This is a genomic window from Kutzneria sp. NPDC052558 (genome assembly GCF_044547355.1).
GTDB lineage: Bacteria > Actinomycetota > Actinomycetes > Mycobacteriales > Pseudonocardiaceae > Kutzneria.
Genome location: NZ_JBIUAG010000031.1, coordinates 1 through 12,862, shown reverse-complemented (window position 1 = coordinate 12,862; position 12,862 = coordinate 1). Strand labels below are relative to the sequence as shown.

Genomic DNA, 12,862 nt, shown 5'->3' with positions numbered 1-12,862 from the left:
CCACCCTCCGTGCATGCCCGCGGTGCCACAATCGGCCCCTGGTCACGCTCTGACGGGGGTGGGGGTACGTGCCAAGGGGTGAGAGGCCGCTCGACGACGGGGACGGCCCGCTGCTGAGATTCGCCGCTGACCTGCGCAGACTCCGCGAACTGGCCGGCAGTCCGGTCTATCGGGAGCTGAGCCGCCGGGCCCACTACTCGACCGCCGTGCTGTCCGAGGCGGCCGGCGGGCGCAAGCTGCCGAGCCTGGCCGTGACCCTCGCGTACGTCACGGCGTGTGACGGCGACGCCGGCCTGTGGGAGCGGCGGTGGCGGGAGGTCGCGGCCGAGCTGACCCCGGTCGAGCCGCTCCGGCCGACCCGATCCCCGTATCTGGGCGCGGCCGCGTTCGACGTCGGCGACGCCGAACGGTTCTTCGGCCGTGACGCCCTGGTCGACGAGTTGGTGGCCGTGGTGGGGGAGCACCGCCTCGTGCTGGTGCACGGCGCGTCCGGCACCGGCAAGTCCTCACTGCTGCGGGCCGGCCTGGCTGCTCGCGACCGTCGGCGGGCCGTGGTCTTCACTCCGGGGCCGCATCCGATCGAGGAGTGCGCGGTCCGGCTGGCCGTCGTCGCCGGCTGGTCCGCGCCACGGCTGCGGGACGAACTCGTCACCGATCCCGTCAACCTGCACCTGCGGATCCGGCAGGCCGCCGCCGATGAGGAGCTGCTGCTGGTCGTCGACCAGTTCGAGGAGGTTTTCACCACCTGCGTTGACGAGGCCGAGCGGGCCGCCTTCATCACCGCCCTCGCGCACGCCGCCGGCGCCGAGACCAGCCGCTGCCGCATCGTGCTCGGCGTGCGGGCCGATTTCCTCGACCGCTGCGGCGCGAGCCTGCCGGACGCCCGCTCGTTCCCAGTGCGCCCGATGACCACCGACGAGCTGCGCGAGGCTGCCACCAGGCCCGCCTTGGCTGCGGGGCTGACACTGGAGACCGCCCTCGTGGCGCGGGTGATCGCCGACGCCAGCTCCGGCTGCGGCGTCCTGCCGCTCGTCTCGCAGGCCTTGCGGGAGACCTGGTGCCGGCGGCAGGGCATGACCCTCACCCTCGCCGCCTACGACGAGGCCGGCGGCATCCGGCACGCCATCGCCCGCACCGCCGAGTCCGTCTTCCTGGCCTTCGCTCCGCCGGAACGGGACCTCGCCCGCCAGCTCTTCCTGCGGCTCACCGCCTTCGGCGACGGCGCCGAGGACACCAAGCGACGGGTCGGCCGCTGCGAGCTCGACGACACCCCGCAGACCGCCGCCGTGCTCGCTGAACTGGTGCGTTCACGTCTGGTCGTCGTCGGGCGGCACGACCTCGAGCTCACCCACGAGGCCCTGCTGGTCACCTGGCCGCGGCTGCGGGAGTGGCTGTCCGAGGACCGCGACGGCCTGCGCACCCACCGCCAGCTCACCGAGGCCGCGGCCGCCTGGCTGGCCCTCGACCGCGACCCCGACTCCCTGTACCGGGGCCTGCGGCTGCTCATCGCCGAGGACTGGGTCAACCGGGCCAAGCCGGTGCTGTCGGTCAGGGAGCGTATGTTCTTCACCTCCAGCCTGTACTCCGAACACAACCGGCAGCGCCTCGACCGCCAGCGCACCCGTCGCCTACGCCAGCTCGTCGCCCTGCTGGTCGTGCTGCTGATGGTCACGGTCATCGTCGGCGTCCAGGCGTTTCTCACCAGCCGGCAGCAGTTCCAGGAGCAGGCCGTGCAGAACGCGGTCGGCCAGCTGTCGACGGTCGCCCGCACCAACCCGTACCTCGCCGGTCAAGTGGCCCTGGCCGCCCACAACCTCGCCCCAGATTCGCCGCGGGCGGCCGGCCGGCTCCTCCAGTTCGCGACCGAGCGGTACGGCTTGCCCAACTCGACCCGGGCCGTCGCGGTCGACGCGAACGTCGACCTGATCGCGGCCGGCGCCACGGACGGCGACATCGAGCTGACCGACCTGAAGCACCACGGGGCTGTGAGCCTCCCCGGGGCCGGCGTCGCGGTGGACTCGCTCGCGATCTCCGCCGACAGCCGGCTGGTCGCCGCCTCCTACGTCGACGGCACCCTCCAGGTGTGGGACGTGTCCGACCCGTTCCATGCGGTGAACACCTGGTCCAGCCGCGGGAACCGGGTCCTGGTCAGCTTCAGCCGGACCGGACGGACGCTGGCCGCCGGCGGGCATCCCGACGACGGGGACCGCCGGCTCGCGCCGGACGCCTCCGACACCACCCTGTTGGACGCCACCAACCCGAAGGATCCGCGGCCCGTCGGCACCCTGCGGCAGACCCTGGGGCCGGTGCAGTTCTCGGCCGACGGGCGGACCCTCGCCGCCGTGTCGAGCCGTGACGACGTCCACCAGCCGCAGGTGTGGCGGCAGGCCGGCGGCCACTGGGCCCCGCTGCCCGCTGCCGCGCCCGGCCAGGACGGCGACTATGTCGCCGAGTCGGTCAGCGCCGACGGCTCGCTGGTCGCCGCCGTGACCAGCGACCTGAGCAAGCCGCGGGCCACGTTGTGGGCGGTGCGGGCCGACAAGCTGACCATGGCCGGCCCGGTGTCGACCACGCCACTGCCGATCCCGATCGCCTTCGACCCGTCCACCGGCCGGGCCGCCGTCGTCAACGCCGACGGCACGGTGGTCGTCTGGAAGCTGGGCCCGTCCGGCGGCGTCTCCGAGCTGCTCGAGCTGGACGCCACCGCGCAGCAGCATCTCCGATCGGTCTCCTTCGCCTCGGACGGCCGGCTCGTGGTGGCCGCCGACGACTCGGTCACGGTCTGGACCACCGACACCGACCGGGCCGCGCAGGCCGTGTGCCAGATGCCCCGCACCGGCCTGATCACCCAGAACCAGTGGGACTCCTACTTCACCGGAATGGACGTGCCGATGCCGTGCGATAACTGAGGGGTGCCGTCCGGTCCCACCGGTGAGACGCCGGCAACACTGTTGAGTAAATACCCACCGTCATGCATACTCATTCGCATGACGGTACGGGTGGCTGTCGCGGGCGCGAGCGGGTACGCGGGTGGTGAGCTGCTGCGGCTGCTCCTGAGCCACCCCGAGGTGGAGATCGGCGCACTGACCGCCGGCGGCAACGCGGGCACGCCGCTGAGCCAGCACCAGCCGCACCTGGTGCCGCTGGCCGACCGCGTCCTCGCCGACACCACCGCCGCCGAGCTGGCCGGCCACGACGTGGTCTTCCTGGCCCTGCCGCACGGCAAATCGGCCGAGCTCGCGGCCCAGCTGGGAGAGGACGTGCTGGTCATCGACTGCGGCGCGGACCACCGGCTGACCGACGCGGCCGACTGGCAGCGCTGGTACGGCGGCGAGCACGCCGGCTCCTGGCCGTACGGCATGCCCGAGCTGCCCGGCGCGCGCGAGAACCTGCGCAATGCCAAGCGGGTCGCGGTCCCGGGCTGCTTCCCGACCGCCGCCTCCATCGCGCTGGCCCCGGCCTTCGCCGCCGACATCGTCGAGCCGGACGTCGTGGTGGTCGCGGCCACCGGCACCTCCGGCGCGGGCAAGTCGCTCAAGCCCAACCTGCTCGGCTCCGAGGTGATGGGCGCGGCCAGCGCCTACGGCGTCGGCGGCAAGCACCGGCACACCCCGGAGATCGTCCAGAACCTCAGCAGGATCGCCGGCGCCAAGGTGTCGGTCTCGTTCACGCCGGTGCTGGTGCCGATGCCCCGCGGCATCCTGGCCACCTGCACGGCTCCCCTCAAGTCCACTGTGGACGTGCGTGCGGTGTACGAGAAGGCCTACGCCGACGAGCCCTTCCTGCACCTGCTGCCCGAGGGCGTGTGGCCGACCACGGCCGCCACCCTGGGCGCGAACTCCCTGCACGTGCAGGTGACCGCCGACCTGGACACCAACCGGCTGGTCGTGGTCGCGGCGGTCGACAACCTGACCAAGGGCACGGCGGGCGCCGCCGTGCAGTCCATGAACCTGGCTCTCGGGCTGCCCGAGACCACCGGCCTTTCCACCGTGGGAGTAGCCCCGTGACCACCTCGCAACTCGCCGTCACCCGCACCTCGGGCGTCACCACGGCGGCCGGGTTCCGCGCCGCCGGTGTGGCCGCGGGCATCAAGGTCTCCGGCGCGCCGGACCTGACGCTGGTGGTCAACGAGGGCCCGTCCGACGCGGCGGCCGCGGTGTTCACCACCAACAAGGTCAAGGCCGCGCCGGTGTTGTGGTCGCAGCAGGCGGTCAGCGACAACCGGCTGCGCGCGGTGGTCCTCAACTCGGGCGGCGCAAACGCTTGCACCGGCCCGGAAGGCTTCCAGGACACGCACCGGACCGCCGAGCACGTGGCCGAGGTGCTGGGCGTCAGCGCGGTCGACGTGGCCGTCTGCTCGACCGGCCTGATCGGCGAGCGGCTGCCGATGGACGCCCTGTTGTCCGGAGTGGACAAAGCCGCGCAAGCGCTTGCCGCCACGGCAGAAGCCGGCCTGGACGCGGCCACGGCCGTGATGACCACGGACACCCACCCCAAGCAGTCGGCCCTGACCCACCCGGCCGGCTTCTCGATCGGCGGCTTCGTCAAGGGCGCCGGCATGCTCGCCCCCAACCTGGCCACCATGCTGTCGGTCATCACCACCGACGCCGTGATCGAACCGGCCCGGCTGGACGCGATCCTCAAGGCCACCACCAAGGTCACCTACGACCGGCTCGACGTGGACGGCGGCACCTCCACCAACGACACCGTGCTGGTGCTGGCCTCCGGCGCCTCCGGCGTGGCACCGTCCGAAGAGGACTTCGCCGAGGCGTTGCGGGCCGTCTGCCACGACCTCGTGCGGCAGCTCCAGGGCGACGCCGAGGGCGTGACCAAGGAGGTCGCCATCACCGTGCAGGGCGCGGCCTCCGAGCGGGACGCCGAGACCGTGGCCCGCGCGATCGCCCGGGACAGCCTGGTCAAGACCGCCTTCTTCGGCTCAGACCCGAACTGGGGCCGCATCCTGATGGCCCTGGGCAACGCCCCCGCGCACATCGAGGCCGACAAGATCGACGTGATCCTCAACGGCGTGACCGTCTGCCAAGGCGGCACCCGCGCCGCCGACCGCGAGGGCGCGGACCTGTCCGGTCGCGACATCGAGGTGCTGATCGACTTGCACGTCGGCGACGCCGCCGCGACCGTGCTGACCACGGACCTGTCCCACGGCTACGTCGAAGAGAACAGCGCGTACTCGTCATGACCGATGTGAGCAAGGCGGAAGCGGCCGGCAAGGCCGAGGTGCTGATCGAGGCGCTGCCGTGGCTGCAGCGCTTCCACGGCAAGATCGTGGTGGTCAAGTACGGTGGCAACGCCATGATCGACGAGGACCTCAAGCGGGCCTTCGCCCAGGACATGGTGTTCCTGCGGCTGGCCGGCATCCACCCGGTGGTGGTGCACGGCGGCGGGCCGCAGATCAGCGCCATGCTCACGCGGCTGGGCATCGAGGGCGAGTTCGTCGGCGGCCTGCGTGTCACCTCGCCCGAGACCATGGACGTGGTGCGCATGGTGCTGGTCGGCCAGGTCGGGCGGGAGCTCGTCGGCCTGATCAACGCGCACGGCCCGTACGCGGTCGGCATCTCCGGCGAGGACGCGCAGCTGTTCACCGCCGAGCGCCGGGCGGCCATTGTGGACGGTGAGCCGGTGGACATCGGCCTGGTCGGCGACGTCGTCACCGTCGACCCGGCCTCGGTGCTGGACCTGATCCGGGCCGGCCGCATCCCGGTCGTGTCCACGGTCGCGCCCGATGCCGACGGTGTGGTGCACAACGTCAACGCCGACACCGCCGCCTCCGCTTTAGCCGTCGCGCTGGGAGCGGAGAAGCTGGTGGTGCTGACCGACGTCGAGGGCCTCTACACCGACTGGCCGGACCGTTCCTCTTTAGTCGACCAGATCGGCGCGGACGAGCTGGAGAAGCTGCTGCCCGGACTCACCAGCGGCATGGTGCCGAAGATGGAGGCGTGCCTTCGAGCAGTGCGCGGGGGAGTGCCCGCGGCGCACGTGATCGACGGCAGGCTTGCGCATTCGGTGCTGCTTGAAGTGTTCACCAGCAAGGGTGTCGGAACCATGGTGTTGCCAGAACAGGAGGAGCTGTGACCATCAAGTCCAATGAGGACAGCCGGAGCCGTTGGCAGTCGGCGTTGATGGACAACTACGGCACCCCCCAGCTGGCCCTGGTCCGAGGTGAGGGCGCCCATGTGTGGGACGCCGACGGCAACCGCTACCTCGACCTCTACACCGGTATCGCCGTGAACGCCCTCGGCCACGCCCATCCGGCCGTGGTGCGGGCCGTCACCGAGCAGGTCGGCCGGCTGGGCCACACGTCCAACATGTTCGTCAACGAGCCGGCGCTGGAGCTGGCCGAGGAGCTGGTGAACCTGGTCGGGCAGCCGGCCAAGGTCGTGTTCACCAACTCCGGGGCCGAGGCCAACGAGGCCGCGTTCAAGCTGGCCCGGCTCACCGGCCGCAGCAAGGTCGTCGCCTTCGAGGGCGCGTTCCACGGCCGCACCATGGGCGCGCTGGCGCTGACCGGGCAGCCGGCCAAGCGGATCCCGTTCGAGCCCATGACTCCCGACGTGGTGCACATCCCGTTCGGCGACGTGGCCGCGCTCGAGTCTGTTGTGGACGGTGACACCGCCGCTGTGTTCATCGAGCCGATCCTGGGCGAGGGCGGCGTGCTTCCCGCGCCCGACGGCTTCCTCCAGGCCGCCCGGGAGATCACCTCGAAGGCCGGGGCGCTGCTCGTGCTGGACGAGGTGCAGACCGGCATGGGCCGCTGCGGCAGCTGGTTCCTGTTCCAGCAGAGCGGCATCGTGCCCGACGTGATCACCTTGGCCAAGGGGCTCGGCGGCGGTCTGCCGCTGGGCGCGTGCATCGGCATCGGGGCCGCCGCCGAGCTGTTCAAGCCCGGGCACCACGGCACCACCTTCGGCGGCAACCCCGTCTCGTGCGCCGCCGGCCTCGCCGTCGTGCGCACCATCGCCGCCGACGGCCTGTGCGAACACGCCGCCGCGCTGGGCAAGGACATCGCCGCCCGCGTCGAGCAGCTGCACCACCCGCTGGTGTCCGGCGTTCGCGGCGCCGGGCTGCTGCTGGCCATCGGCCTGGCCAAGCCCGTCTCCGCCGGCGTCGCCAAGGCCGCCCAGGCCGCCGGTTATCTCGTCAACAACGTCCAGCCGGACTCGATCCGGCTCGCCCCGCCGCTCGTGCTGGCCGAGGCCGACGCCCACGCTTTTGTCGCCGCACTGCCCGCCTTCTTCGACAGCTCGGAGTCCTGAACCATGCCCCGGCACTTCCTCCGCGACGACGACCTCAGCCCGGCCGAGCAGCTCGAAGTGCTCGACCTGGCCGACAAGCTCAAGGCCGAGCCCCTCGCGCACAAGCCGCTGGCCGGTAAGTCCGTGGCCGCCATCTTCGAGAAGAACTCCACCCGCACCCGCCTGTCCTTCGATGTGGGCATCGCCCAGCTCGGCGGCCACCCCATCATGATCGACGGCCGCTCCATGCAGCTCGGGCGGGAGGAGACCATCGAGGACACCTCCCGGGTGCTGTCCCGCTACGTCGACGCCGTCGTGTGGCGGACCTTCGCCCAGAAGCGCATGGACGCCATGGCGTCGGTGTCGCGGATCCCCGTGATCAACGCCCTCACCGACGAGTTCCACCCGTGCCAGGTCCTCGCCGACCTCCAGACCATCCGCGAGCGCCACGGCAAGCTCGCCGGCCTGACCCTCACCTACCTCGGCGACGGCGCCAACAACATGGCCCACTCCCTGCTGCTCGGCGGTGTCACCGCCGGCATGCACGTTCGGGTCGCTTCCCCCGCCGACTTCGAGCCCGCCGCCTTCGTCCTCCGCGACGCCCTCGGGCTGGCCGCCACCACCGGCGGCTCCGTCGCCACCTTCACCGACGCCCACGCCGCCGTCGACGGCTCCGACGTCCTCGTCACCGACACCTGGACCTCCATGGGCCAGGAGAACGACGGCCTCGACCGCGTCGGCCCCTTCCGTTCGTTGCAGGTCAACGCCGACCTCCTCGGCCGCGCCGCCCCCGGCGCCATCGTCCTGCACTGCCTCCCCGCCCACCGCGGCTGGGAGATCACCGACGATGTCCTCGACGGCCCCGCCAGCGCCGTCTGGGACGAGGCCGAGAACCGCCTCCACGCCCAGAAGGCCCTCCTCGCCTGGCTCATCCAGCACTGACCTCACGTACCACCGAGGCCCTTGGAAGGGGGCTTTCCTCCACTCCGAGTGGAGGAAAGCCCCCTTCCAAGCGTCCGGAGCCGGCGCTGCTGCGCTCGCCCCGGAAGCTGCTGGAGACACTGTGCGACAAGCTTGAGTAATTACGCAGACTCGTGCATACTCATGCGTATGACTTCGCCGACCACCCGTGCCGCCCGCCAAGGCCGGATCGTCGAGCTGGTGTCGCAGCGGGCCGTGCGCAGCCAGTCGGAGCTGGCCAAGCTGCTGGCGTCGGAGGGCATCGAGACCACGCAGGCGACGCTGTCCCGGGATCTGGACGAGCTGGGCGCGGTGAAGCTGCGCGGCGCGGACGGCGGGGCGCCGGTGTACGTGATCCCCGAGGACGGCAGCCCGGTCCGCGGCGTCGAAGGCGGCCTGTCCCGCCTGACCCGCCTGCTGGGGGAGCTGCTGGTCTCGGCCGACTCGTCCGGCAACCTGGCGGTGCTGCGCACCCCGCCTGGCGCGGCGCACTTCCTGGCCAGCGCCCTGGATCGGGCGGCGCTGCACGACGTGGTGGGCACGATCGCCGGCGACGACACGATCTTCGTGGTGGCCCGCGAACCCCTGACCGGCACGCAGCTGGCCGAGCGGTTCACCGGCCTGGCGGCGGGCCATGAATGACGCCGACTTCTGCCGGCGGGCGGTCCAGGCCAACGCGCTGGTCCCGTCGGCCAACCCGATCTGGTCCCCGGCAACGGCTTTTGTCGGCTGCGACGCCGACCAGGTCGTGATCACGTTCGACGAAGGCGTGCCGGTGGCGATCGACGGCGAGACGGTGACGATGCTGCAAGCCGTGCAGGAGCTGAACTGGCGTGTCGGCGGCACCGGCCAGCCCGGCGCGAGCACGCTGATCGCCGCCCACCAGCGGCTGGAGGACGGCACGGTCGAGCCCGACCTGCTGCGCTTCAAACGGCGGGTGGAGCGCCGCTGGGCCAAGCTCGTCGGCAACGGCGGCTGGTCCTCGCCGCTGCGCACCGCGCTGGACGCCTTCATCGCCACGTCGCAGGAGCGCGTCAGCGGCGAGGTGCGGCTGGACCTTCGCGACCGGTTGACCCCGGCCGCCTGACAGCACAACGGATTCGAGGAGAAGGCAGTGAGCAAGCTCTGGGGCGGCCGGTTCGCCAGCGGTCCGGCCGACGCGATGGCGGCGCTGAGCCTGTCGACCCATTTCGACTGGCAGCTCGCCCCGTACGACATCGCCGGATCGCGGGCCCACGCCCGCGCCCTGCACCGCGCCGGCCTGCTCACCGAGGACGAGCTGACCCGCATGATCGCGGCGCTCGACGTGCTGGAGGCCGACGTCGCCTCCGGCGAGTTCACGCCGGTCGTCGCCGACGAGGACGTGCACACGGCCCTGGAGCGCGGCCTGATGGACCGCGCCGGCGCCGAGCTGGGCGGCAAGCTGCGCGCCGGCCGCTCCCGCAACGACCAGATCGCCACCCTGTTCCGGATGTGGCTGCGCGACGCCGCCCGCCGGATCGCCGCCGGCACGCTGGACGTCATCGACGCCCTGGTCAGCCAGGCCGAGCGCCACGCCGGCGCGGTCATGCCCGGCCGCACCCACCTCCAGCACGCGCAGCCGGTGCTGCTGGCCCACCACTTGCTGGCCCACGTGCAGTCGCTGCTGCGGGACCTCGACCGCCTGCGCGACTGGGACGCCCGCACCGCCGTCTCCCCGTACGGCTCGGGCGCGCTGGCTGGCTCCTCGCTGGGCCTGGACCCGGTGGCCGTGGCCACCGAGCTGGGCTTCCCGGAGTCGGTGGACAACTCCATCGACGGCACCGCCTCCCGCGACTTCGCCGCGGAGGCCGCGTTCTGCCTGGCCATGCTGGGCGTGAACCTGTCCCGGATCGCCGAAGAGGTGATCATCTGGACCACCGCCGAGTTCGGCTACGCGGTGCTCGACGACGCGTGGGCCACCGGCAGCTCGATCATGCCGCAGAAGAAGAACCCGGACGTCGCCGAGCTCACTCGCGGCAAGTCCGGCCGGCTCATCGGCAACCTGACCGGCCTGCTGGCCACCCTCAAGGCCCAGCCGCTGGCCTACAACCGGGACCTCCAGGAGGACAAGGAGCCGGTGTTCGACTCGGTGGCCCAGCTGGAGCTGCTGCTGCCGGCCATCGCCGGAATGCTCGGGACCCTCACGTTCGACACCGCCCGCATGGCTGCCCTGGCCCCGGCCGGCTTCACCCTGGCCACGGACATCGCCGAGTGGCTGGTCAAGCAGGGCGTGCCGTTCCGGGTGGCGCACGAGGCGGCCGGCGAGTGCGTGCGGCTGGCCGAGGCCCGCGGCGTCGGCCTGGACGAGCTGACCGACGCCGAGTTCGCCAAGGTGTCCGAGCACCTCACGCCCGAGGTGCGAGGCGTGCTCACGGTCGAGGGCTCGATCGCCTCCCGGGACGGCCGCGGCGGCACCGCGCCCAGCCGTGTGGCCGAGCAACTGGGCCGAGTGGGGGAACGGGTGACTGCTGCCCGTGGCTGGTCCGAGACACCGCCGCGCCCGTAGGGTTGTGACCTTGTGACCGCCACACGCCGCCTTTTCACGCCGCAGGAGCTCGCCGTCGACCCCGTTGACGCCGCGAAGCTCCTGCTCGGCAGCGTGTTGGAGGCCGACACCCCGGACGGCCCGGTCGGCGTGCGCCTGGTCGAGGTGGAGGCCTACCGCGGCGGGGACGACCCGGCGTCGCACTGCTATCGCGGCCGAACGGCCCGCAACGACGTCATGTTCGGCCCGCCCGGCTTCCTCTACGTCTACTTCGTCTACGGCATGCACTACTGCGCCAACATCGTGTGCCTGACCGACGGGGTGCCGGGGGCGGTGCTGATGCGGGCCGGTGAGGTCGTCACCGGCCTGGACATCGCCCGCAAGCTGCGGCCCAGCGCCCGCAGCGACGCCGAAATGGCCAAGGGTCCGGCCCGGCTGACCAGCACCCTGCTGCTGACCCGCGAGGACAACGGCGCCAACCTGCTCAGCCCCGACTCGCCGGTCCGGCTGCTGGCCGGCGACCCGGTGCCGGTGGAGAGCATCCACGCCGGCCCGCGTGTGGGTGTGGCCACCGCGATGGACCGGCCGTGGCGGTTCTGGATCGACTCGCCGGCGGTCAGCGCGTACCGCAGGGCCAAGAGGCGCTGACAACTGCTTTGCCCTGGTACGGGATGATGGGCCCCGTGAGTGAGCACATCCTCGACGAGCTGTCCTGGCGCGGTCTGACCGCGCAGTCCACCGATCTCGACGCGCTGCGGCGAGACCTGTCGGCGGGCCCGCTCACCCTGTACTGCGGCTTCGACCCGACCGCGCCCAGCCTGCACGCCGGCAACCTGATCCCGCTGCTGGGCCTGCACCGGTTCCAGCGCGCCGGACATCGCCCGATCGTGTTGGCCGGCGGCGCCACCGGCATGATCGGCGACCCCCGTGAGCAGGGCGAACGCGTGCTGAACACGCTGGACACGGTAGCCGAGTGGGCGGTGCGCATCCGGGGCCAGCTGGAGCGCTTCGTCGACTTCGACGACTCGCCGACCGGCGCGCTCGTGGTCAACAACCTGGACTGGACCGGCCCGACCACGGTGCTGGAGTTCCTGCGCGACGTGGGCAAGCACTTCTCGATCAACTCCATGCTGTCGCGGGAGACGGTCAAGAAGCGTCTGGAGAGCGACGGCATGTCGTTCACCGAGTTCAGCTACCTGCTGCTGCAGTCCAACGACTACCTGGAGCTGTTCCGGCGGCACGGTTGCACGCTCCAGGTCGGCGGCTCCGACCAGTGGAGCAACATCGTCGGCGGCGTGGACCTGATCCGGCGCGCGGAGCAGAAGTCCGTGCACGCCTTCACGATGCCGCTGGTCACCGACGCCGAGGGCCGCAAGTTCGGCAAGTCGACGGGCGGCGGCAGCGTGTGGCTGGACCCGACCATGACCTCGCCGTACGCGTGGTTCCAGTACTTCCTCAACGTCAGCGACGAGACCGCCCTGAACTACCTGCGGATCTTCACCTTCCTCGACCGCGAGGAGCTGGCCGTCATCGAGCAGGAGACGGCCGAGAAGCCGCACCTGCGGACCGCGCAGCGCCGGCTGGCCGAGCTGCTGACCACGCTCGTGCACGGGGAGAAGGAGACCCAGCAGGTCACCGCGGCCAGCCAGGCCCTGTTCGGGCGCGGGGACCTGCGGGAGCTGGAGCTGTCCACGCTGACCGCGGCGATGGCCGAGGTGCCGACCGGGCAGGTGCGCCTTGCCGACGCCCCCACCATCGTCGACCTGCTGGTTTCCGCCGGCCTGGCCGACAGCCGGGGGGCGGCGCGGCGGACGGTGAAGGAGGGCGGCGCCTACGTGAACAACACGAAGGTGGCCGACGAGGAGTGGCAGCCGGCACGGGAGGACCTGCTGCACGGGCGATGGCTTGTGCTGCGGCGTGGCAAGCGCCACACTGCTGGGGTCGAGGTCCTCGACTAGCGTGGACGTCGGCCGGGCGGAAGGCCGCTGAGCTGGGACTTCCGCTCTGCCGATGCGGTTGCGGGCGCGATTTGACTTCTCGTTCCGCAGCGCGTAACTTTCTCCAAGTCAGCGCAACACGGACTCGCCCCGGACCGCCAGGGACTCCCCGGCAGGGACGGTGAGGACGAGCCTGACAGACCGGGACC

The 12,862-nt window shown here is 71.9% G+C and carries 11 protein-coding genes; all 11 read left to right on the top strand.

The window, feature by feature from the left end:
• Positions 1-68: 68 nt before the first annotated feature.
• The 11 genes from ACIG5F_RS38450 to tyrS all read left to right on the top strand — a co-directional run bounded on the left by ACIG5F_RS38450 (position 69) and on the right by tyrS (position 12,674).
• Entirely contained in the window at positions 69-2,909 is a 2,841-nt protein-coding gene (locus ACIG5F_RS38450; protein ID WP_396524969.1) for an AAA family ATPase, read from the top strand.
• 78 nt (positions 2,910-2,987) lie between these two features.
• Positions 2,988-4,007 (top strand): N-acetyl-gamma-glutamyl-phosphate reductase, encoded by a 1,020-nt coding sequence (argC, locus tag ACIG5F_RS38445; RefSeq protein WP_396524967.1) that lies wholly within the window; start codon positions 2,988-2,990, stop codon positions 4,005-4,007.
• A complete protein-coding gene (gene argJ, locus ACIG5F_RS38440) occupies positions 4,004-5,197 on the top strand; it encodes a bifunctional glutamate N-acetyltransferase/amino-acid acetyltransferase ArgJ (RefSeq protein WP_396524965.1) in 1,194 nt (397 codons plus the stop codon). The genes argC and argJ overlap by 4 nt, the downstream gene beginning before the upstream one ends.
• On the top strand, positions 5,194-6,090 hold the full coding sequence (argB, locus tag ACIG5F_RS38435) for an acetylglutamate kinase (RefSeq protein WP_396524964.1): 897 nt from the start codon (positions 5,194-5,196) through the stop codon (positions 6,088-6,090). The genes argJ and argB overlap by 4 nt, the downstream gene beginning before the upstream one ends.
• A complete protein-coding gene (locus ACIG5F_RS38430; RefSeq protein WP_396524963.1) occupies positions 6,087-7,271 on the top strand; it encodes an acetylornithine transaminase in 1,185 nt (394 codons plus the stop codon). The genes argB and ACIG5F_RS38430 overlap by 4 nt, the downstream gene beginning before the upstream one ends.
• 3 nt (positions 7,272-7,274) lie before the next feature.
• On the top strand, positions 7,275-8,192 hold the full coding sequence (argF, locus tag ACIG5F_RS38425; protein ID WP_396524962.1) for an ornithine carbamoyltransferase: 918 nt from the start codon (positions 7,275-7,277) through the stop codon (positions 8,190-8,192).
• 168 nt (positions 8,193-8,360) lie between these two features.
• Complete coding sequence (locus ACIG5F_RS38420) at positions 8,361-8,852, top strand: arginine repressor (RefSeq protein WP_211766711.1); 492 nt, start codon at positions 8,361-8,363, stop codon at positions 8,850-8,852.
• Positions 8,845-9,297, top strand: a complete 453-nt coding sequence (locus tag ACIG5F_RS38415) for a hypothetical protein (RefSeq protein WP_396524961.1) — start codon at positions 8,845-8,847, stop codon at positions 9,295-9,297. Before ACIG5F_RS38420 ends, ACIG5F_RS38415 begins: the two co-directional genes overlap by 8 nt.
• 27 nt (positions 9,298-9,324) lie before the next feature.
• Positions 9,325-10,737, top strand: coding sequence for an argininosuccinate lyase (gene argH, locus ACIG5F_RS38410; protein WP_396524960.1), 1,413 nt, complete (start codon positions 9,325-9,327; stop codon positions 10,735-10,737).
• 12 nt (positions 10,738-10,749) lie between these two features.
• Complete coding sequence (locus ACIG5F_RS38405) at positions 10,750-11,364, top strand: DNA-3-methyladenine glycosylase (RefSeq protein ID WP_396524959.1); 615 nt, start codon at positions 10,750-10,752, stop codon at positions 11,362-11,364.
• A 35-nt stretch (positions 11,365-11,399) separates the two neighbouring features.
• A complete protein-coding gene (gene tyrS, locus ACIG5F_RS38400) occupies positions 11,400-12,674 on the top strand; it encodes a tyrosine--tRNA ligase (protein ID WP_396524957.1) in 1,275 nt (424 codons plus the stop codon).
• Positions 12,675-12,862: the final 188 nt, after the last annotated feature.